The 22,254-nt window shown below is 50.7% G+C and carries 21 protein-coding genes and 1 pseudogene; 11 read left to right on the top strand and 11 right to left on the bottom strand.

The window, feature by feature from the left end; translation table 11 throughout:
- The first annotated feature begins 146 nt into the window (after positions 1-146).
- From NTH01S_RS06755 to NTH01S_RS06730, 6 genes are all read left to right on the top strand, one after another.
- Positions 147-959 (top strand): mechanosensitive ion channel family protein, encoded by an 813-nt coding sequence (locus NTH01S_RS06755; RefSeq protein ID WP_068171438.1) that lies wholly within the window; start codon positions 147-149, stop codon positions 957-959.
- Between the two features lie 294 nt (positions 960-1,253).
- Complete coding sequence (locus NTH01S_RS06750; protein ID WP_245642247.1) at positions 1,254-2,660, top strand: carbohydrate porin; 1,407 nt, start codon at positions 1,254-1,256, stop codon at positions 2,658-2,660.
- Positions 2,661-2,667: 7 nt separating this feature from the next.
- Positions 2,668-3,828: a YncE family protein gene (locus tag NTH01S_RS06745; protein ID WP_068171430.1), complete on the top strand. Its 1,161-nt coding sequence runs from the start codon at positions 2,668-2,670 to the stop codon at positions 3,826-3,828.
- A 48-nt stretch (positions 3,829-3,876) separates the two neighbouring features.
- The gene (locus NTH01S_RS06740; protein WP_245642245.1) at positions 3,877-5,049 is read left to right on the top strand and encodes a Dyp-type peroxidase; all 1,173 of its coding nucleotides are present in this window, start codon (positions 3,877-3,879) and stop codon (positions 5,047-5,049) included.
- Positions 5,050-5,172: 123 nt separating this feature from the next.
- A complete protein-coding gene (locus tag NTH01S_RS06735) occupies positions 5,173-5,982 on the top strand; it encodes an alpha/beta fold hydrolase (protein ID WP_068171594.1) in 810 nt (269 codons plus the stop codon).
- Positions 5,979-6,824 carry a sugar phosphate isomerase/epimerase family protein gene (locus NTH01S_RS06730; protein WP_068171425.1) on the top strand — a complete coding sequence of 282 codons (846 nt, stop codon included), beginning with the start codon at positions 5,979-5,981 and terminating at the stop codon, positions 6,822-6,824. The genes NTH01S_RS06735 and NTH01S_RS06730 overlap by 4 nt, the downstream gene beginning before the upstream one ends.
- Before the next feature lie 17 nt (positions 6,825-6,841).
- Here the strand turns inward: NTH01S_RS06730 and NTH01S_RS06725 are convergent, their stop codons facing one another.
- Positions 6,842-8,047 (bottom strand): glycoside hydrolase family 28 protein, encoded by a 1,206-nt coding sequence (locus NTH01S_RS06725; protein ID WP_169802055.1) that lies wholly within the window; start codon positions 8,045-8,047, stop codon positions 6,842-6,844.
- 338 nt (positions 8,048-8,385) lie between these two features.
- Between NTH01S_RS06725 and NTH01S_RS06720 the strand changes: the two genes are divergently transcribed.
- Entirely contained in the window at positions 8,386-9,270 is an 885-nt protein-coding gene (locus tag NTH01S_RS06720; RefSeq protein WP_068171420.1) for an NUDIX hydrolase, read from the top strand.
- Positions 9,271-9,279: 9 nt separating this feature from the next.
- Here the strand turns inward: NTH01S_RS06720 and NTH01S_RS06715 are convergent, their stop codons facing one another.
- Complete coding sequence (locus NTH01S_RS06715) at positions 9,280-9,792, bottom strand: DUF721 domain-containing protein (protein WP_068171417.1); 513 nt, start codon at positions 9,790-9,792, stop codon at positions 9,280-9,282.
- 10 nt (positions 9,793-9,802) lie between these two features.
- Here NTH01S_RS06715 and mutY point away from each other — a divergent pair, with 10 nt between their 5' ends.
- Positions 9,803-10,858, top strand: coding sequence for an A/G-specific adenine glycosylase (mutY, locus tag NTH01S_RS06710; RefSeq protein WP_068171414.1), 1,056 nt, complete (start codon positions 9,803-9,805; stop codon positions 10,856-10,858).
- Positions 10,859-10,869: 11 nt separating this feature from the next.
- The gene (locus NTH01S_RS06705) at positions 10,870-11,490 is read left to right on the top strand and encodes a hypothetical protein (RefSeq protein WP_068171412.1); all 621 of its coding nucleotides are present in this window, start codon (positions 10,870-10,872) and stop codon (positions 11,488-11,490) included.
- Between the two features lie 88 nt (positions 11,491-11,578).
- On the opposite strand, the gene NTH01S_RS06700 is transcribed toward NTH01S_RS06705, so the two are convergent.
- Complete coding sequence (locus NTH01S_RS06700) at positions 11,579-11,959, bottom strand: DUF3597 domain-containing protein (RefSeq protein WP_068171409.1); 381 nt, start codon at positions 11,957-11,959, stop codon at positions 11,579-11,581.
- An 81-nt stretch (positions 11,960-12,040) separates the two neighbouring features.
- A complete protein-coding gene (gene ahcY, locus NTH01S_RS06695; protein ID WP_068171405.1) occupies positions 12,041-13,336 on the bottom strand; it encodes an adenosylhomocysteinase in 1,296 nt (431 codons plus the stop codon).
- Between the two features lie 254 nt (positions 13,337-13,590).
- Here ahcY and NTH01S_RS06690 point away from each other — a divergent pair, with 254 nt between their 5' ends.
- Positions 13,591-14,655 (top strand): transporter, encoded by a 1,065-nt coding sequence (locus NTH01S_RS06690; protein ID WP_068171402.1) that lies wholly within the window; start codon positions 13,591-13,593, stop codon positions 14,653-14,655.
- A 183-nt stretch (positions 14,656-14,838) separates the two neighbouring features.
- Here NTH01S_RS06690 and speE read toward each other — a convergent pair whose 3' ends face one another.
- The 6 genes from speE to miaA form a co-directional block, all read right to left on the bottom strand.
- Positions 14,839-15,708 carry a polyamine aminopropyltransferase gene (gene speE / locus NTH01S_RS06685; protein ID WP_068171591.1) on the bottom strand — a complete coding sequence of 290 codons (870 nt, stop codon included), beginning with the start codon at positions 15,706-15,708 and terminating at the stop codon, positions 14,839-14,841.
- A gap of 113 nt (positions 15,709-15,821) precedes the next feature.
- Positions 15,822-16,298, bottom strand: coding sequence for an adenosylmethionine decarboxylase (gene speD, locus NTH01S_RS06680; RefSeq protein WP_068171399.1), 477 nt, complete (start codon positions 16,296-16,298; stop codon positions 15,822-15,824).
- A 166-nt stretch (positions 16,299-16,464) separates the two neighbouring features.
- Positions 16,465-17,484 carry a ketol-acid reductoisomerase gene (ilvC, locus tag NTH01S_RS06675; protein WP_068171397.1) on the bottom strand — a complete coding sequence of 340 codons (1,020 nt, stop codon included), beginning with the start codon at positions 17,482-17,484 and terminating at the stop codon, positions 16,465-16,467.
- Positions 17,484-18,041, bottom strand: a complete 558-nt coding sequence (gene ilvN, locus NTH01S_RS06670; RefSeq protein WP_068171394.1) for an acetolactate synthase small subunit — start codon at positions 18,039-18,041, stop codon at positions 17,484-17,486. Before ilvN ends, ilvC begins: the two co-directional genes overlap by 1 nt.
- Entirely contained in the window at positions 18,041-19,864 is a 1,824-nt protein-coding gene (ilvB, locus tag NTH01S_RS06665) for a biosynthetic-type acetolactate synthase large subunit (protein ID WP_068171588.1), read from the bottom strand. Before ilvB ends, ilvN begins: the two co-directional genes overlap by 1 nt.
- A 34-nt stretch (positions 19,865-19,898) precedes the next feature.
- Positions 19,899-20,882: a tRNA (adenosine(37)-N6)-dimethylallyltransferase MiaA gene (gene miaA, locus NTH01S_RS06660; protein ID WP_068171585.1), complete on the bottom strand. Its 984-nt coding sequence runs from the start codon at positions 20,880-20,882 to the stop codon at positions 19,899-19,901.
- A 63-nt stretch (positions 20,883-20,945) separates the two neighbouring features.
- Here miaA and serB point away from each other — a divergent pair, with 63 nt between their 5' ends.
- Positions 20,946-21,830 carry a phosphoserine phosphatase SerB gene (gene serB / locus NTH01S_RS06655; RefSeq protein WP_068171391.1) on the top strand — a complete coding sequence of 295 codons (885 nt, stop codon included), beginning with the start codon at positions 20,946-20,948 and terminating at the stop codon, positions 21,828-21,830.
- Position 21,831: 1 nt separating this feature from the next.
- Here serB and NTH01S_RS11875 read toward each other — a convergent pair.
- Positions 21,832-22,254: pseudogene (locus NTH01S_RS11875) on the bottom strand (glutamate racemase); the annotation flags it as partial.

Here is a 22,254-nt window from a genome sequence, read left to right as displayed (position 1 = left end):
AACATTTTGCTTCTTAAAACTTTCTACTCCATGAACGAGTATGGCGGCCTTTGTGAAAAAAGGTGCGGAGAGCTGGTTAAGCCAAGCGTAGATGCGTTTTCAGCAGATACGTATTTGCCGTCTGTCATAGAATATGAGGAAAGTTTATGGGAAATCATGTTGCTTCATTGTGGGATCAATTCCACGAATGGATCCCTGTTATCGTAAGCTATCTCAGTAAAGTGGCTCTCGCTCTTGTTGTCTTGTTGATTGGTTGGAAGATTATCAACATGGTCACGCGGACCATGGATCGGATGATGGCGGCAAGTCACCTTGAGCCAACGTTACGTGGGTTTTTGAATAGCGTTGTTGGGATGCTGTTAAAGGCGCTGCTTTTGATCAGCGTTGCATCAATGGTTGGTATCGCCACGACGTCATTCGTTGCTGTGTTGGGTGCAGCCGGCTTGGCTGTTGGTATGGCTTTGCAGGGTAGCTTGGCGAATTTTGCCGGCGGTGTTTTGATCCTGCTGTTCCGGCCTTTTAAAATTGGTGATTCCATTACAGCTGGTGGAAGTACGGGTAAGGTGATCTCTATTGAGATGTTCCGTACAGTCCTGCGTGATTCCAGCAATGCCGTCATTTATGTGCCAAATGGTACGCTATCGAACAATATCGTGATCAATAATACGCAGGGTGAACGCCGTTTGGCAGCAGTCTCTGTGATGATTGATTATACGGATGATACGGATAAGGCCCGTTCTATTTTGGAAGGGTTGTTGCAGGGGGATGACCAGATTTTGGATCCAGCGTCTGCCGGTGTGTCTTTCCAAGCAAAGCCGGGGAATATTGCTGTGACGTTGGAGTTCTGGTGTGCTGCTGGCTCAGTGAGTGGTCTGACGGCGAAATATTCTGAGGCTGCGATCAAAGCATTGAAGGCTGAAGGGTATCGTTTAGGTGTAACGACACGAGCAGCTGGCTAAGAGTTTTTTGTTATAGAGCGTAATTAGCTTTTTTTAGACACTGTGACATTTTCGCCCGCATGCAGCTTGTATGCGGGTTTTTTTGTATTTTTGTTGTGAATTATTTTCAATAAGCAACAAATTCACAACAAAATATTTCTGGAATGCACGAAAATTTTATGTATGAAACATATGCGAGTTATTCTCATTTTCACAGATTGAGAGATCATGACATATTCAATTTTAAAGAGGCGTGCCCCGGTGAGATATGTTTCTCACGTTGGACGGATGCTTTTAGCGGGTACGGCTTTAGTTATGTTCGCTGGACAGACAGCACGTGCCGTACCGCCGCGCATGAACATTGGAAATGCTGCTGAAGCTGCTGATGAATCTTCCAATGGTGTTTTTGGGTTTTTGTCTAATTGGCGTCGTACAGCCAATTTCTTAGGCGATATGTGGGGTTTACGCCCTGAGCTTGGGAAATATGGTGCTGTTTTGGCTATGCAGGAAACGTCAGAAGTTTTCGGCAATGTGAGCGGTGGTAGCCGTCGCGGTGCTGATTATAATGGCTTGTTTCAAGCGGCTTTGCAGGTGAATACGCAGCGTGCTTTTGGTTGGTACGGTGGCACGTTCAACGTCAGTATGGAACAAATTCACGGGCGGAGTTTGAGTGCTGATAATCTGCAAGTTTTGCAAACGGTGAGTGGTATCGAAGCAGATCGTTCAACCCGTTTGTGGGAATTGTGGTTCGACCAAAAGTTCTTAGACCAACAAAAGCTCGACATTAAAATTGGTCAGCAGAGCCTTGATCAAGAATATATGGTCAGCAGCAATGCGCTCGTTTTTGCCAACACAATGTTTGGCTGGCCTATGCTGCCATCGGCTGATTTGCCAGGTGGTGGCCCAGCTTATCCGCTTTCTGCTCTTGGTGTGCGTGGACGTTACTGGCTGGCTACACCTCTTTATTTGATTGGTGGCGTATATAGTGGCAGCCCAACGCGTAATCTGGATGGTGATCCACAGCAGACGAACGCATCCGGCACGAGTTTCCCATTGAATAAGGGTGTTATGGCTATTGCAGAGTTGCAATATGTCTATCCAGCCCTCGGTGCGATGGTCTCCCCTGATGAGGTAGAGCCACTGTCTCATGTCTATCGTTTAGGTGGGTGGTATAACTCGGAGCCATTTGCAGATCAGTATTTGGACAATACATACACGCCTCTGGCGTCACCGAATAGTAACGGTAATGCTTTAGCGCATCGTGGTGCGTTTTCGCTCTATGCTGTCATGGATCAAATGCTGTGGCGCAGTCATTTTGATCCGAACCGTACGTTCAACGTGTTTGGTCGTGTGATGGGAACGCCGCAATCCTCACGTGTTCCTGTTGATTTCAGCATGAACTTTGGTTTTACGTTTAAGGACCCACTGCCGTACCGTACGGATGATACATTCGGCATTGGCATGGGTTATACGCATGTCAGTCACGCTTTAGCTAAGAATGATAAAGCTGTAGCGTATTATCAAGGGATATACTCTCCTGCACAAACAGGTGAGACCTACGTAGAAGCGACGTATCAATTCCAATATACGGGTTGGTTACAGATACAACCAGACTTCCAGTATATCTTTAATCCTTCTGGTGGTGTGCCGAACGTGAATAACCCGAACCGCCGTGTGCATGATGCGGCTATTTTTGGTCTCCGCACGAACATTGCTCTGTAAGGATTTTATGATGCGTTTTTTATCGTTTAAAACGTTAGCGGCTGTTGGTTTCGCTTGCTCCTCTTTTCTGGGAACGGCACAGGCAGAGCCGCGCGGGTTTTTGGAAAGTATTCACCGGCATGCAACGCTGGCATCAACCAGCCCCGGGAATGGTGACCTAAATCCCTACGCTATTTTTGTGATGCCGCAGGATAGTGGTGTGCTGCATAAAAATGATGTGTTGGTGACGAACTTCAACAACATCACGAACTTGCAGGGCACAGGCACAACGATTGTAGCCTACCATCCAGAAACGGGAAATATCTCGGAATTTGCGAGTTTGCCGGCTAATTTGCCAGCATGTCCCGGTGGTGTTGGTTTGACGACCGCTCTTACCGTTTTGAAAAGCGGCTGGGTGATTGTTGGTAGCGCACCGAGTAAAGATGGCTCCACTCTGACGAAGGGTGATGGCTGTTTGATTGTTCTCGATACAAAGGGAAAATACGTTACCGCGTGGAAGGGGCCGCTGATTAATGCCCCTTGGGGTGATATTGCCGCTTTAGATCGCGGGGATAGCGCAACACTGTTTATTTCAATGTCTGGTTATGATTTGCCGGGTCCGTACTATAAAGACCCCGTAACGCATTATCCGCCGATTATTCATAAAGCGACGGTTCTGCGCCTTGATCTGCGTATTCCGCAAGGTCAGCCTCCCATTTTGGATAAGCAAACCGTTGTTGCAAGTGGGTTCTCTGCGCGTGCTGACCGTGACAACTTTTTGTTTGGCCCAACCGGCTTGGCGTTGGATACGGATGGCACATTATACGTCACGGATGGTTATGACGAAGAAGTCACGGCCATTGATAATGCTCTGACACGTACAGACGCAGTGACCCGTAGTGGGGATGCTGTTGGGCGTATTATTTCTCGTGGTGGATTGCTCAACTGGCCATTGGCGATGATGTGGGTTCCGGGGCATCATTTGCTGGTGTCTAATGGGCGTAATGGTCAGGTTGTTGAAATTGATCCGGCCACAAAAAAGCAAGTTTATGCGCAGTGGATTGATAATGATCAAGCACAACAGCCGCCGGGTAATGGAGATCTCTTCGGGTTGGCTATGACCCCCGATGGGAAAAGCTTCTATTATGTCGAAGACGACATGAATACGTTGAACATCAGTACCCCTTAAGGAGAAGAAGTCTCGATTATGAAACCAATACTATCGAGGCGTTTTTTCTTGGAAACGACGTTAGGGGCGGCTCTTGTAGCGGTCCCTATTGTGCGTGGTGAGGCTGGGGAGTTGCAGAGCGCTCCTGTGCTGCATCAGCCAGGAATTGACACGCCGCAGCAGCCATTTGTGTATTTTATTACGTTTGATTTGGTTGCTGAGAAAAAAGCCGATGTTGCGGCGCTTATGAAGCGCTGGACAGAAGCCGCAGATGCGCTCATGGCAGGACGTCCAATCCCAGGAATGGTAGATTCTGAAGATACTCTGGGCTTGTCTCAGAAAGATCTGACGATCACTTTTGGATTTGGGCCGGGTGTTTTTGTGAAGGATGGGAAAGACCGTTACGGTCTGGCCTCACGCCGTCCGGCGCCTTTGGCGGATCTGCCGCGCTTTACGGGGGATCAGTTGATTGCGGCAAAAACTGGCGGGGACTTGTCCGTTCAGTGCTGTGCTGATGACCCGCAATCGGCGTTTCATGCGGCCCGACAAATCGCACGCCTTGCTTATGATATTGCGGAACCTCGCTGGGCGCAGTCTGGGTTTTTGCCGTCCTTTGGTAAAGGCAAAACGGCCCGGAATCTTATGGGGTTCAAGGATGGTACCATCAACCCGAATATGACGGATTCTAAGGTTAAGGATCAGTATATTTGGGCAGGCCCGCATGATGAGGCGTGGATGGCAGGTGGCAGCTACCTGGTGGCGCGTATCATCCGTATTGCGCTAGAGCATTGGGACCGGATGAATGTTCCGTTCCAAGAGCAGACAATGGGGCGGCAAAAAATCAGTGGCGCACCAATGGGTGGGAAGCATGAGTTTGAGCCGTTGACGCTCAAACAAATGGATCATGATGGAAACCCTATCACGGCGCAAAACTCACATGCTCGTTTGGCGGCACCAGAAGAGAACGGTGGCGCACAGATGCTGCGTCGGGCGTATTCTTATGAGAATGGCTTGAGTGTCATCGCTGAACGGTGGCCACCTTGGCGTCAGGCCAATGAGTTTGATTCTGGTTTGTTGTTTTTGTCCTACCAACAAGACCCACGGACTGGTTTCTCAAAAATTTTTGAACGTATGGCTAAGTTCGATATGATGAACCAATTCACAACCCATATTGGCAGTGGTTTGTTCGCGTGTCCGGGCCGCCGTAAAGGCCATTATATTGGTGAAGAACTTCTGTCCTGACAGAAGGCGCTTATGGGCTGCTTGATATGATGAAGCAGCCCATAAGTTTGATTATTGGGCACGCAACCTAGCGCGTGTTTAAGCGCTTTCGTTTCCGTCATTGATTATGAAGGATTACGCGCAGTGCCCTACATCAAGACGAATGATAATACGCATATTTATTATGAGATTTTTGGCTCAGGGCGCCCACTGGTTATGTTGCATGGGTGGACGTTCTCGGGGCGTTTCTTTCACCGAAACATTCCAGAAATCGCCAAACATGCTCAGGTGATCGCGGTTGATTTAAGAGGGCATGGAAAATCCGATAAACCAGACCATGGATACCGTATTCCGCGCTTAGCTGCTGATTTGCGCGATGTTTTGGCGGCACTCAACATTGAGGACGCGACGGTTTTGGGTTGGTCCATTGGTTGCCCAATTATATGGTCGTACCTTGAGTTATTCGGCACAGAGCGTCTACGCAGTGCGATTTTTGTTCAGCAGACGCCGCGCCAGTATTTTTCATCGGAATGGAAGCATGGTCATGCGGCCTGTTATGATCAAGCAGGGTTGGCGGAAACCATTCAAAAATTAACATTCGATCCAAAAATGTTTGATATAGGCAATTTGGAAGCCTGTTGTGCGAGCACGCTGTTAGACGATGAAAAGACCATGCTCTTAGCAGAGATGGCCCTTAGTCCAGATTATGCGCGGGCAGCGATGATGGCAGATCATACGGTGCATGATTGGCGGGATTTACTGCCGCATGTGACGTTGCCGAGTATGATGATGGTTGCGGAAAAAGATCAGGTTCTTGTGCCTGCTGGTCCGACATGGGTGGCGGAGAATATGCCGAATTGTGAAGAGGTTCGTTTTACGGAAAGCTCTCATATGATTTTTATTGATGAGACAGAAAAGTTCAATGAAACGGTCATTGGGTTCTTAAAGAAATGAGCACTTTTCCATTTCAATTCGGTATGAACGAATTCACAACGCAGCCTTGGTCCTTCGAAGAAGACGTGCAGAATTATGCGTCTTTGGGTGTCGATGCGATTGAGATTTGTGAAGCGAAATTGGACTCTTATCGGGCGGTGGAGCAATTGAAGCATGCGCGCCAATCAGGTCTTAACATCAGTGCGATACAACCAAAAATCAGAACATTTTTTGGCAGTAAAATGGCTCCTGAACCAACGGATGTTGAGGCGCGGGTCAAGGCTTTTGAGCAGAGTTTACACCGCTTAGCACCATATGCAGAGGGTGCGTCCTTTGTGATGAATACGGGCGCACCACAGAATGGCAATATGCGGAAAACGGTTGAGGAAACTGTTAGGCATATACGTCGCCTTGCGCCAATTGCTTATGATCTTGGTGTAAAAATTGCCATCGAGCCATTAAACCCAACATCTGTGAACATTGAGACTGCGATCTGGACGATTGATCAGGCGCTGGAGATGATAGAGGGCGTTGCGCACCCAGCTTTTGGGTTATGCTTAGATTATTGGAATATCTGGCAGCAAAATGATTGCGCCCAGTCCATTATCGCAGCAGGCGATAAAATATTCGTCTTACAGGTGTCAGACTGGCGCATGCCTTATTCTGGGATGGATCGGCTCATCCCGGGAGAGGGATCTATTCCCCTCAAAGAACTCTTACACGCTACGCATCAAGCCGGTTTTCGTGGGGCATGTACTGTTGAGATATTCTCAAATGATGTGCCTGACAGTGTGTATGATCATAATTTAGTGGATGTTGTGCGCAAAAGTCGTGAGGGCTTGTTGCGCGCATGGGGAGAATGAACGCGTATTCCACGCACTCATTTCTCAGGAGGTGACGCAGGGAAGGGGACCCATTGAGTTGCACAAGGGTTTTGGGTCATTTGCGGCTGTGCGTTGGGTTCTCTTAAGGCGGGGGTAACGTTGTTCTCGGTGATGTTAACATATTGCAGATCCCATGCTGCGGAGCTGGAGAAGGTTACGTTATAGAGCGTGGCGTCTATCGGGTTTGAATCGTCAATGCCGTGCATAAGAAGAATACCACCTGCGCCATAAACATCTTTGAAGCTGATTGTCCGATAACGGGGCGTATCAAAGCCGAAGGCGTGCGGGTCATAATGCGTATCAAGCATGATGGGCCATTTATTGTTGCGTAGGCAGATATGGTCATACTGAATATCATCAACCAGCCCCCCGCGAGAGCTATCACTTTTGATCCTTAGCCCGGCCGTTGTGCCATCTAAGGTAAGATTCCGCACAAGAACGTGGCTGACGCCGTTGAAGGTTTCACTACCGATAGACATGCCGTGGCCAGCATAAAAATGATTGTCGAGCACAGAGATATAACGGCTGGGGCCGTTTCGCCCAGCTTTAATGGCAATGTTATCATCACCAGTACGGATGAAGCTATGTGTGATGGTAACATCTTCAGATGAGCCGGGGTCGATCCCATCCGTGTTGCGGGCATCTTCTGGGGTATCAATACGGACATCCCAGAACGTAGCCCCTGAGACATGGTCAAGTGTGACGTGGAAATTGGGTGAATTCCGCAGTGTAAGATGAGCAAAGGTAATGTTTTGTGCATCTTGTACAACGATGAGACGCGGTATGTTTTGCTTGCCTTCTTCGTATTGCGCGCGCCGGGCTAAGTGCCACCATGTTTCGTCGGTATCGGCCATGGGTTGGCCTCCATTGCCGTCAATAACGCCCGGGCCAAAAATCCCACCACCAGAGGTTTGGCTAAAGAGAATAAAGGGACGGCACCCATGCCCATGCCTATCAATGGTGCCGCAGAGGTTTTTGCCCTGATCATACCGCGCCGGGTTTGTGGACGCGGCTAAGACGGCGCCTTGGTCGAGCCATAGAAAGACACCAGAGGGCATGATCAGTGGGCCACTCTCAAAGTGCCCAGCGCTGAGGTGCAGGGCACTGCCTTCAGGGCATGAATCCAGTGCTGATTGGAGCGAGGCAGAGGAAGAGGGAGTATAGGTTCCGCAAAGAGTGTGGGGGAGCGAAGGCTCAGTCACTATGCGGCGGTCTTGAGCGTATGTTGGGGTAGAACAATATAAAAATAAAGAACAGAAAAAGAGATATGTGATGGACATAAGAGAGAGGATTTTTCTCTTCTTGGAAGAGATGCGTAGAATGTAACGCATATATCTTATGTCCTTCAGCGAAGTGGAACGGATAATTTTTCTAAACTTTTGATGATTTATAAGTATTGTTGGTATGTATATATGTACACTATTTTAGTGAGTAAGGATTAATTAAAATTACTTAATACAAAAAGAGACAACATCATAAAAAGTATAGAGTTTAAATCAGTATCGGTTTAAAAAGAATAAGAAGATCAGAGAGTTGAGGTATGATGCAGGCAGGATGTCAGATTGAACTTGTGGCGGCATTGTTGCGTGTACAGGGTGGAAAACCTGAGGTTTTAACGGTTTGCCCAAAAGCATCTCTTCCTTCTGGCCCCTTGGAGCCAACACATCGTACATTGCAGGCAGGAATGCGGAGCTGGGTTGAGCGTCAAACAGGCGTGAAGCTCGGCCATATAGAGCAGCTTTATACGTTTGGAGATGAAGTTACGGCCGATCAAATGCGTTTACTGCGCGTATCCTATATGGCTTTGACCCGTGAGACGGCGGCCCATGTCGGTTGGGGGGGGTGGTATCGGTATTTCCCGTGGGAAGATCGCCGTTCCGTTTCAGCAGATGTTTTGCTGAAGACAATTGTGCAGCGTTTGAAGGGCTGGGCCGGAGATTGCTTATCACGCAGGGAGCGTGTGGCCCGTCATTTTGGCCTTAATGGATATGAATGGGATGGAGAGCGCGCTTTAGACCGTTATGAAATGATGTGGGAGGCAGGTCTTTTGCCTGAAGCATCTCATGCCCATGAGCCTCTCTCGGCAGGGCAAGGAATGCAGGGGGATCACCGCCGTATTCTCGCGACGGCGATTGGACGTTTGAGAGCGAAGTGTCGTTATACCCCTGCTTTGTTCCGGCTTGTTCCAGAAGAGTTTACGCTGCGCTTTTTGCAAGAAACGCTTGAAGCTGTTTCAGGACAGTACCTGCATAAACAAAACTTCCGGCGCTTAATCCAAAATCAGAATTTGGTCATCGAAACGGAGACGTATGATATGGCCGGTGCGGGGCGTCCCGCACGCCTGTATCGACTGGCCAATATCGAGCATGCTTCATGCTCATTAATGGGAGCGAACTTGCCTCTTCCCGCCTTGGATGTTGCGTAAGGTAGTCTCTTATCGGCGTGTGCGTTTGAGTTTGATATGCCCGCCTAGTCGCTCTAGCGCTGCGCGTAATTCGTCATTCTCTACCCCCTCCACAGAGACAGCAGGTAAGCGTTTTTGCACACGCGGCGTTACGGGACGTAACGTATGATCTTGGACTAACTTTAACCGCTCAATGGCGTGTACGCCGCGCAATCCGCATGCTGTATTAATCCGCTCTAAAAGCTGGGTGCTCTGGTGCTGTAACTCCATGGCCACCGGTCCGGCACAGGCTAATGTCAAAGTTCCAGCAGATAAGCGTCGGGGTTCAGTTTGTTGAGCCAAGTAAGGGCCAACAAACTCAGGCCAGTTGAGCGCAAGACGAATCAGAATAGGTGATTTTTTCTTAAACGCAGGCTGCGTTGCCTTCGCTACAAACGCACCAATCTGCTTTGTGCCATACGTTGTTGTTTTTGGTTTGAAAGGTGTTTTCTCTGAAGGAAAAGCCTCATTCTTGCGCTTGTTCAGCGTCCCATCCTCTTCCATATAAGACAGCGTGATTCTTAACGCTACTGAACTCCTTCGCTGGTATGACACGCATCGTCGCAGCTTGCCATGGCGCGGCTCTGATAAACAGCGCCCTTCACCATATGCAGTATGGCTGAGCGAAATCATGCTCCAGCAAACCACTGTGCAAGCGGTGATACCGTATTTTGAGCGTTTTCTGACCGATTATCCAACGGTTCAAGCTTTGGCATCTGCGCCATTAGAAGATGTGCTCCAACGCTGGGCGGGGCTAGGCTATTATGCGCGCGCACGTAATTTGCATGCTTGCGCACAAAAAATTGCGGAGCGTGGAGCCTTTCCGCAAACAGTCGAAGAACTACAAACCCTGCCGGGTATTGGAGCTTATACAGCACGTGCCGTCGCCGCTATTGCTTTTGGTGTGCCTGTTGTCCCGGTCGATGGGAATGTAGAGCGTGTTACAGCACGTCTTTTTGCCGTTGAGGACCCTATTCCGGCGGCACGTCCACAACTGCACCGCTACGCTGCCACCCTTAATGATGACCCTATAGCCCAAACACGCCCATCAGATTTTGCGCAAGCGCTGTTTGATTTAGGGTCGAGTATATGCACGCCCCGCAGCCCGACATGCCTACCGTGCCCATGGCGCACGCCTTGCAAAGCCCAAGCTCAAGGTATTGCGGCCACCCTGCCCCAACGCGCACCGAAAACAGCACGCCCCACCCGATATGGCGTACATTTTATCGTTGCAGACCATCAGGGGCAGTTTTTACTACGACAACGCCCCACTAAAGGGCTTTTAGGCGGGATGGATGAATTTCCCGGTACGGAGTGGCGGTCCACATCTTGGAGCGCAGAAGAGGCTTTTCATCACGCCCCTGCCCTCTCGAATTGGACGCTCTACGGTGAAGTGACACATATTTTCTCACATTTCACGTTGAAAGTGACCGTCTACGGAACTCCCCTTCCCCGAAACCGTAATCAAGTGATTGATACAGAATTCGGCACGTTTCGCCTGCTGAAAACAGCCGCTCTCCCCGGCATTATGACCAAATGCCTTAAACTTTATAAAACATCAGCAGAATAGCAGGGTATTGCATGAACATTTCTGACGCCGATATTTCGCTGTATTTCATGGATTGGCACGGTCATTTGCTTAGCCATGACCCGATGCGTGACATCTTTTCGCTGATGCCTTTCACCCCCGGTTTATTGCCGCACTTAACAACCAAAGTGCCATCACCGCGTTCTCTGCCAGCAGAAGTGCGCTTTATAAAACATACTTCTATGCCCAAACCATTTCCGACATGCAGCATGGTTGATGCGGAAGACGGGTACGTCGCCCTCTTCTTTCCACACAGACAACGGTATCTTACCTGCTTACCGGCACCTGAACAGCATGAGCAGGCGCCCATCAGGGCGGAATTTGTACAAGGATGGGAAAAGTTGATCCCCTTCACCGCCACCGCTCTTCGTGGCCTTTCTTTGCTTATGCTTCCTCAGCGCTGTGCTATCACATCAGAACATGGGAGCATCATCGCACCACTCACCATAAACCCGCGCTCTAACATTGGGTTGATGGATACACACAACATATATACGTCAAAGAATATCAATACTTTTGAGGATATTGGGAATTTACAATTAGGAGATTACAAAGAGATATCTCTTAATACATTAGATGGGACGGATAAAAAATTTTATGTGAAGATATTATAAGGCGATTTCGGTTACTTTTATTATACATAAGGCACAAAAAAGGGCTGGGATATTGCCCAACCCTCTTACAGAAAGGGACCCTAATAAATTAGTGCGCCCAGCCTTCTGGAACCTTACCACCATTCTTGGCTAGCTCAGCATAAACTTGCTTAATGAGCCAAACGTTCATTGTAGCCGTGTCATCTGTGCTGCCAGAATAATGCAATTCACCAGCCAGTTGCTTACGTGCGTCCAGAGAGCTGTCCAGACCCAAAAGCTTTAGAAGATCAACGATTGATGTCTGATAATTCAGTTGTTGACCAGCCTTAGAAGCCAAGTCAGCAAGCACAGCATTCACATCAACGGATGCAGGAGCTGCTGGTGCATCAGGCGCTGGTGCAGCCGCAGGTGCTGCATCTGCGGGCGCAGATGGCGTTGCTGCTTCAGCTTGCCCGAAAATCTTGGACATGATTGAGCTAAAAAGACCCATGGGTCACACTCCTAAACAGTAACAACGAAGCGCAAAAAGCGCGTCCGTATCCGAAACGCGCTTTTGTCGTAACTGTTCCAATTAGTAGCGATATTCTTCGTGCTTGAACGGACCACTCACTGGCACGCCGATATAGTCAGCCTGCTTCTGGGACATTTTGGAGAGCTCAGCGCCAACCTTAGCCAGGTGCAGAGCTGCAACTTTCTCGTCCAGTGCCTTTGGCAGCGTGTAAACCTTACGCTCATACTGGCCCGGCTTTGCGTTCCACAGCTCAATTTGAGCCAGCGTTTGGTTCGTAAAGGATGCGGACATCACGAAAGATGGGTGACCCGTTGCGTTACCAAGGTTCACCAAGCGGCCTTCGGACAGAAGGATGATACGGCGGCCTTCAGCCAGTTCAATCTCATCAACTTGCGGCTTGATGTTGTTCCAACGGTAGTTGCGCAGCGCTTCAACCTGAATTTCGCTGTCAAAGTGACCGATGTTACACACGATCGCACGGTCACGCATAGCGCGCATATGCTCGATTGTGATCAGGTCCACGTTGCCTGTGCAGGTCACGAAAATATCACCGCGCGGTGCAGCATTTTCCATCGTGACAACTTCATAGCCTTCCATAGCGGCTTGAAGTGCGCAGATCGGGTCAACTTCCGTGACCAGAACGCGGCAACCCGCATTGCGCAAAGACGCAGCAGAGCCCTTACCCACGTCACCGTAACCCGCAACAACAGCAACCTTACCGGCCATCATCACGTCCGTACCACGGCGAATGGCGTCAACAAGGCTCTCACGGCAGCCGTATAAGTTGTCGAACTTGGACTTCGTAACGCTGTCATTCACGTTAATGGCCGGAACCTTCAACGTACCCTTACGCGCCATTTCCCACAGACGATGCACGCCCGTTGTGGTTTCTTCGGACAGGCCACGAACGTCTTCCAGAAGATCTGCATACTTATCATGCATCAGAACGGTCAGGTCACCGCCATCGTCCAGAATCATGTTCGGCGTCCAGCCATCTGGGCCGCGAACGGTTTGCTCAATGCACCACCAGAATTCTTCTTCGGACAGCCCCTTCCACGCGAATACTGGAATGTTGGCCGCCGCAATCGCTGCCGCCGCATGATCCTGCGTGGAGAAGATGTTGCATGAAGACCAGCGTACTGTTGCACCCAAAGCGACCAGCGTTTCAATCAAAACAGCCGTTTGAATGGTCATGTGCAGACAGCCTGCAATGCGCGCGCCTTTCAAAGGTTGGCTATCGCCATACTCTTCACGGAGCGCCATCAGGCCCGGCATTTCGCCTTCGGCGATGGAAATTTCTTTACGGCCCCAGTCTGCGAGGGTGATATCGCGAACTTTATAGTCCTGAACGGTCATGAGTAATGCCCTTACTGCGGGAGAATAACGGGGAAAGGTATAGAGATTACCCCGCCATTCGCAAAGGGCTGCTTCTCAAACTGAGCCTCACATCCTCCATAAAATGATGGATGTAGGGCAGAGCGTGCATAAAACCATTTTACAGTTTTTGTATGAACTGACAGAACCAAGCGACCAAATGTTCTTTATGAACGTGACTTTGTTTTCATAGCGCTCTATGCAGCGCTTACTCCTTTGATCACTGGGGGGATGCCGTGTCTGAAAAGCCAGCTTATAACTTTCCCTTCACGGTGATTGATCCTGCACACCAAGATCAAGGCGCGCCGGCCTTTGCCAATGGTCTGGTATGGGCCATCCATGCGGTTCCCGGGCAAGGTGTCTCCACACTCACCTCTGATATGGTGGAAGCCCTCCTTAAAGAAGACCGCAAACCATCCTCTGAAGGGTGGTACTGGCTTCATTTTGATACGGTTCATAGTTCAGCCCGTTCACTTATTGCCCATCTTCCGATCCTTCCCGAAGATGCCTGCACGACATTGGCTGAAACAGAATATGGCATTACGCTCGATGCTTATGAAGACATTGTCTGGGGAGCATTCCCTGCATTTGACGATGCTTTGTCAGAAGAAGATCGTGAAATTTGTGCTTGGCGCTTTGCTTCGAGCCCAGATTTGCTGATTACGACACGGCGTAACCCCATTCCGGTTCTTGGAGCAGCCTACCGTTCTTTGAAAGCAGACCAAATTCCGCGTAACCCTACAGGCATGATCGACCGTGCTTTGCGCGACTTTACCAGTACGGTGCGTCGGCAGCTTAGCCGTCTAGATGATGAATTAGACCGTGCTGAAGATGTTCTTCTCACCATTGAGCACCGTGCTGATTTGGGTCACATGGGTGGTATTGTTGGTAAAGTACGCCGTCGTGCGACGGAACTACGCCGCGTCGTAACGCCGATTGACCGTGTTTTACGAGATGAAGATTTAGATCTGCCAGAATGGGCGGAAGATACGCTGCGTGACCGGGCTGAACGCCAAGTTCACGCGGCTTTGGATGACCTTATTGCTCTGCAAGATCGTGCGCGCTCTTTGCAAGATGAGCTAGGATCAAGCCAAGCTGAAGAAACGAACCGGCGTCTGTATATCGTTTCTGTCGGTACAACATTGATGCTCCCCGCAACTTTTGTGACAGGGTTCTTTGGCATGAACACTGGGGGAATGTTTCTTGCACAAGGTGCATGGGGAACTGTTGAAGCGGGTGCAGTATGTTTTTCGGCCATGGCCGTAACATTTTTATTTCTTAAGGCTATTCGTTTAATGTGATGAATTATTTAGAAAATTTGTATGATCAAAATTTTCTATACAAATATAAACAACTCGGTGGTATTTATTGATTGTTATAAACATAATTTGTTTGATATATTTTATTATGAAATTATAAATTGTAGGTATTCAAGAGTTTTTTTATAAGAACTCTTGAATACTATGAAGGATGATATTTTAATATCAGCCCTTTTTAGGCAGATGCTCAGCAATATAAGGCGGCAAATTAAACGCGCCAACGTGGATTTCTGGCGTCCAATAACGGGTCTTACCCAGAATTTTCGCCGCTTCCGCACGTGCCCGCACTTGCTCAATGGTCTGCGTATTAGGGGATTGACCCTTAGCAGCCACACCTAGGGTCATGAAGCCACCGACATAGGTCGGTACAGCCGCAACATACGCGGATACATGCGGGAAGAACTTTGCACGACGTTCGCTGGTGTCATGCAACTCATCAGCTTGCATAAACGGAACACCACACTGGTTCACGATGATCCCTTCATCCGACAGGATACGGGCACAGTTCTTGTAGAACTCATCCGTAAAAAGAACTTCGCCAACGCCAATCGGGTCAGTGCTATCAACGATAATCGCATCAAAGGAGCCATCCGCCGCTTTTGCGACATAATCGATTCCATCACCGACGATCACATCTGCACGTGGGTCATTCCATGCATCGCCAGCGATATTTGGCAGGTGCTCTTTGGACAGTTCGATTACTGCACCATCAATTTCCACCATGACCGCTTTTTCAACCGTGTCATGCTGCAACACGCGTCGCAGAACACCACCGTCACCCGCGCCAATGATCAGAACGCGTTTCGCACATGGGTGCGCCATCAACGGCACATGAGCGAGCATTTCCTGATACACAAATTCATCACGTTCAGTGATCTGGATCACACCATCCAGAACCAAAACGCGGCCATGGCTGCTGCTTTCAAAAACAACAATGTCCTGAAAGTCAGACTTCACACGTGCCAGTTCACGGGTCACGAGGAAACGTTGACCCCAGTCAGGGTACAGAGTTTCGTTCAGCCAGTTTTCGGCCATGATCATCGTCTCCTTACGGAATAATCCGAGGCGCTCTGAGGCGACGTTAATAAGAAAAAGCCGGGACCATGAAAGACCCCGGCTATCTATTGGCGATAGTCTTCGCCCGGCCCTTAAGCCGTTTTTGCACGTCCCTGCACGCGGCCACGGCGTACGGCGTCAACCTCAACGCGGCCAGCTTGGAACAAGCGCTGCATGACAGGAATCGTCAGATTCGGGTCACAATCACCACACATGAACACATCCACAGCCGCGAAATTACGCTCTGGCCATGTGTGGATGGAAATGTGACTCTCGGCCAGAACGACAACACCCGACACACCACCATTCGGCGTGAAGTGATGGAAGTGGCTGTGCAAAATCGTTGCACCGGCGGCGATCGCACCTTCACACAGAGTCTCATCAATGCGCTTCGGATCGTCGAGATTGCTCGCGTCCCAGAAGTCGACCAAGATGTGATTTCCTGCGAAACGTTCGCCGTCACGCTCGATAAAATAGTCCTTGCGCTCCTCTTCAACAGAGTGAGCTTCGCTGTTCTGGATATCTCTCGGGTGTTCCGATACCATCCCCAGTTGAGCAAGTGCGTTCATCACGTACCCCCAAACCAGTAGACGGCCTGTTGGGCGTCATCGCCCCCTTGGGCCAGGTGAGGGCTGGATACAGCGCCTCCCCACCTGGATGCAAGGTTTTTCTGAGATGATTCGTGAATTGTCAAAAACCTGTCAGCGAACCACCCCAGAATTGTAATACTTCGTCTTAATTGCGCTCTTTATCGACCAATTTGCCTTTGGAAATCCAAGGCATCATAGCGCGCAGCTTAGCGCCGGTTTCTTCGATCTGGTGCGCATCATTGCGGGCACGGATAGCCTTAAAGCCAACGCCGCCTGACTGGTTCTCAAGAATGAAGTTACGCACGAACGTACCATCTTGAATATCGGTCAGAACGCGCTTCATTTCAGCCTTTGTTTCAGCCGTGATGATGCGTGGACCCGTTACATACTCACCATACTCCGCCGTGTTGGAGATGGAGTAGTTCATGTTCGAAATACCGCCTTCATACAGCAGATCCACGATCAGCTTCAGCTCATGCAAGCACTCAAAATACGCCATTTCTGGTGCATAACCACCTTCAACCAGCGTTTCGAAGCCTGCACGGATCAGCTCAACCGCACCACCACACAGAACAGCCTGCTCACCGAACAGATCGGTTTCAACTTCTTCCTTGAACGACGTTTCGATGATGCCTGCACGACCACCGCCATTAGCTGATGCGTAGGACAGAGCAATGTCCAGAGCCTGACCAGAAGCGTTCTGCGCAACAGCAACCAGAGACGGCACACCGCCACCCTTCTGGTACTCAGAACGCACCGTATGACCTGGGCCCTTTGGCGCGATCAAGAACACGTCCAGATCAGGGCGTGCTTCGATGATGCGGAAATGGATAGACAGACCATGAGCAAAAGCCAGTGCTGCGCCTTGCTTCAAGTTGGCTTCCAAGCTGTCCTTGTACAGTGCACCCTGGCCTTCATCCGGCGTCAGAACCATAACAACGTCAGCCCAAGCTGCTGCTTCTGCCGGTCCCATAACCTTAAAGCCGGCGCCCTCAGCCTTCTTCACAGCAGAAGAGGTTGGACGCAGGCCGATCACGAGATCAGATACGCCGCTATCGCGCAGGTTGTTCGCATGGGCATGGCCTTGGCTGCCATAACCGATAATCGCGACCTTCTTGCTCTTGATCAGGTTCAGGTCAGCATCACGATCATAATAAACCCGCATCAGACAGTCTCCTCGCTGGGGTGAAATACCAAAGGTGCAAAAACTTCAGGGCCGCGCGCAATAGCTGCAATCCCTGTCCGCGAAATGTCAGCCAAGCCGAGATTTCGCATTAACTCAATAAACGCGTCGATCTTCTCCGGCGCACCGGTTAGTTCAAACACGAAACTCGTCGCCGTACTATCCACACGCCGCGCACGGAACGATTCCGCAATGCGCAGGGCTTCAGTCCGGTCTTCTCCAGAAGACACGATCTTTACCAACGCAAGTTCACGCCCAACAAAAGCGCCTTCTTCCGTGAGATCCGAGACGGCATGAACCGGCACAAGGCGTTTCAACTGCGCCTTGATCTGCTGAATGACCATCGGCGTACCGGAGGTCAGTACGGTAATGCGAGACAGCCCCTGACGTTCATCAACCTGCGCGACCGTGAGGCTAGAGATATTATAGCCACGACCAGAAAACAGGCCGACCACACGGGCCAAAGCGCCACTCTCATTCTCAATCAGAACCGAAATAACCGAATTCTGGATGATATCTGTTGAAGCTGTGTCAGACATTAGACCAACATCATCCCTTCTTCCGTCAGACCTGCGGCCGCAGAATCCTGATCTGGGCCGAGCAACATCTGGTTATGAGCCGCCCCCGATGGGATCATTGGATAACAATTCTCCCCTTCGGCCACGCAGATATCCGCAATCACGGGGCCGTCATGCGCCAGCATGTCACGGATCACCTTGTCCAGCTCACCGACATTCGTGGCCCGCATACCCGTTCCATGAAACGATTCAGCTAATTTCACAAAATCAGGCAATGCTTCGCTATAGGATTGCGAATAGCGCGACCCATGCAGCAGTTCCTGCCACTGACGCACCATACCCATGTAGCGATTATTCAGAATGAAGATTTTTACCGGCAGACGATACTGCGCGATGGTCCCTAACTCCTGAATGTTCATCAGAGTGGATGCTTCCCCGGCAATATCAATGACCAAAGCATCCGGGTGAGCAACCTGAGCACCGACGGCTGCAGGCAAACCATAACCCATCGTACCCAAGCCACCAGATGTCAGCCAGCGGTTCGGCTTATCAAACTGGAAATGCTGTGCCGCCCACATTTGATGCTGGCCCACTTCCGTGGAGACAAATGTGTCACGACCGCTTTCCTTCACCAACTCGTACAAACGCTGAATGGCATATTGCGGACGGATCACCGCTTCAGGCGCCATATCTTGCGTAAAGCCAAAACCGTCCACGCTGCGCCATGACGCAATTTGGTTCCACCATGGCGTCAGGTCAGGAGTTTCTGTCTCACCCCAGCCTGCCAGCAGGGCTTCCAATGTTTCACCAACATCGCCTTCCAAACGGATATCCACCGGAATGATTTTATCAATCTGGCTCGGGTCAATATCCGCATGAACCTTGAAAGAGTTTGGTGAGAACGCATCTACGCGGCCCGTCACACGGTCATCAAAGCGTACACCCAGTGCGATCAACAAATCACAGCCATGTGTTGCCATATTGGCTTCTACAGCACCATGCATGCCCAGCATGCCCAAGAATTGCGGATCAGGTGACGGAAAAGCCCCCAGCCCCATCAAGGTTGATGTTACAGGGAAACCCGTTTTCCGTGCTAAGGTACGCAACAATTCTGCCGCATGTGGGCCCGAATTAATGATTCCACCACCCGTATAAAACAGCGGTTTTTTCGCAGTTTTCATCGCCTCAAGCGTACGGGCAATCGCATCCTGTGTTGGACGATTTTGCGCTGCCACTTTCTGCAAACGCTTCATCGCAGGCGTTGGCATTGCTGGTGCCAGTGGGGCTTTACCAACGGTAATGTCTTTTGGCAGATCAATTAACACAGGCCCGGGGCGACCGCCCTGTGCCACCGCGAAGGCTTCCCGCACCGTCGGCGCGAGTGTTTCGGGTGTACGTACCAAGTAGTTATGCTTCGTTGCCGGGCGTGTAATGCCCGTGGTGTCCGCTTCTTGGAACGCATCATTGCCAATCAGCTTCGTTGGGACCTGACCACTCAAACATACGAGCGGTATGGAATCCATCAGGGCGTCAACCAAGCCTGTCACCGCATTGGTCGCACCGGGACCAGACGTCACCAACACAACGCCCGTTTTCCCCGTAGAGCGCGCATAAGCCTCTGCTGCGTGCACGGCGGCCTGCTCATGGCGCACAAGGATATGACGAATATGATCTTGCTTGAACAGTGCATCATAAATAGGCAGCACTGCTCCACCCGGGTATCCGAACACGACTTCCACACCGAGTTCACTGAGAACGCGCAGAAGGACTTCTGCGCCATTCAGCGTTTCCGTGTTCAGTTCTTTTGTGTGTTCATCGGCTTTGGGCGCCGCAAGATCCGTCACCACTATCCTCCCAATGGCGTTTAGAGTGCCGGGTTTAGGATGCTATGCTCTGAAGGTCAACGCGATTTGATATAAAATTCTGTATTTTTTCTTTATATTTTTCCGAATCTTGCTCATTTGGCGGGTATCTGAGCAATAAAACCATAGAATCTTCTTTTTGGCCCAGATCATGATGGCGAAACCATGTTGCCTGTCGGCGCGTGTAACGCCCTGTCGCTAACACTGCCGCTTCAGCAGCTTCAGCCAAAGAAAGCTCTTGGCGTAAAACGGCCGATAACTCTGGAACACCATGAGCGCGCATCGCTGGCAAAGCGGTATCCAACCCACGCTCTACTAATGCGGCCACTTCATCAAGCCCCCCCGCCGCCAGCATCTGATCAAAACGGACTTTAATTGAGGCCCTCAGCTCCGGGCGAGGTGGGTCCAACCGTACAGACACAAAACGGCACGGTGCTGGCGGCAAACCCGGCTCGGCACGCCATGCGACCAATCCGCGCCCTGTCCCGCGCCAGACTTCCCAAGCCCGCGCAATACGCTGTGCATCATTTGGGCGCAGGGTTTCTGCCGTATGGGGGTCTACCTCTGCCAAACGGGCATGCAAAGCTGCTGGACCGATCTCCTCAACCAAATACCGTGCTTCATTCCGGGCACTCTCCCCGGGATCAGGAACTTCAACTAACCCCTCCACAAGGGCTCTTAGGTACATCCCTGTGCCGCCACACAAAATCGGCATATGCTCCTCTGCCCAGCATGCCTCCATGGCGGCTAAAGCCTGCTCACGCCACCATGCGACACTCCCGGGAGACGCAGCATCTAAAACACCATATAAACGGTGCGGAACGCGTGCTTCATCCTCTACCGAGGGGCGGGCGGTGAGAATATGCAGATCTCGATAGACTTGCATCGAATCCGCATTAATCACGACGCCATTCTGGTGCCGTGCAATATCCATTGCGAGAGCTGACTTGCCGGAACAGGTTGGCCCGGCCACAATAATTGCAATTCTTGAGGCGTTCATACCCTCTTCCTGCCACATGCACCGCCCCACAGGCGAGAGTGTTCAACCGCTAAAGGCTTAATCATGTCTCTCCCCTATGTCTTGACCCTCGTTGCAGACCGCCGCAATGGTCCGCTTGCCCCAGAGGCCATCGACATTGCGCGCACTCTCGTACGCGGCGAAAAGCCCATTACCCTATCACCGGGAGAGGCTGTTGATATTCCCTGCCCTCCAACCGTTGCAAATGCCGCCACCATTCGCGCAACACTCGCGCCATACAAAACCGACGCTCTCCTCATCAAAACACGCGGCCGCCGCAAAGCCGTTCTCGTGGCCGACATGGACAGCACCATCGTCACGAGCGAAACGCTTGATGAAATGGCGAATATTCTTGGCGTTGGAGAGGATGTTGCCGCCATCACCCGTGCCTCTATGAATGGGGAGTTGGATTTTGATACAGCCCTTGAGCAGCGCGTTGCCCTCTTAGAAAACCACCCAGCCAGCGTGCTTGAAGAGGTATGGAGCGCGACTCATTTGACGGAAGGTGCGCGCGAGTTGGTCATGACGATGCGCGCCCATCGTGCACGGACGGCCCTCGTCTCTGGTGGCTTTACATGGTTCACACAGCGCGTGGCGGCTCTATGCGGCTTTGATGAGCATTATGGAAACGCTCTTGGCCTTGAAGGTGATGTATTAACAGGCCGTCTTGCTGGGCCGATTCTGGGGCCGGACGCTAAGCTTGATCACTTGCACCGTCTTGCGGCTGAGCGTGGCGTACAGCTTAAAGCGTGTATTACAACAGGTGACGGCGCAAATGATATTCCGATGTTGACGGAAGCTGGGCTTGGCCTCGCTTTTCACGCGAAGCCTAATGTACGCAAAGTAACAGATGCGCAGGTTAACTTTGCATCACTACGGGCCCATCTGTTTGCTCAAGGTTACCGCGCGTTAGACTTTGTTACGGACTAGGTCAGAGTGACAGGGGGTCTATAAACAGATCCCACGCCTCAAACTGCAATCCTTTTATGGCATGACGGAAATCGTCTCCACCGTGTGGGGGCGCTGTCAAATATAAAGTTGCTGCGGGGCATTTGATGCGTTCTTGCTGGGGAGCTGTTTCTAAAATCGTTAAGGCATGGCGCGCTACAGCAGGCGCTGGGTCCAGCCATATCATCTCAGGCGGTGCGTATGATGTTAATGCCGGCAGCAAGAACGTGTAATGGGTACAGCCTAAACCAATAGTATCAATGCGCTCTCCACCCGGCTGGCTCAAAAGTGCAGTGATCTCTGCCTCTAAAGCCTCCGGGGGCAATTCTTTTCCTAGAAATGCCTGCTCGGCTAGATCGGCTAACTGACGTGCTCCATGTATAATCAGTTGGCAATCTGCTGCAAA

This window comes from Neokomagataea thailandica NBRC 106555, assembly GCF_001598495.1.
GTDB lineage: Bacteria > Pseudomonadota > Alphaproteobacteria > Acetobacterales > Acetobacteraceae > Gluconobacter > Gluconobacter thailandicus_A.
This window is presented reverse-complemented; position numbering and strand designations above follow the sequence as displayed.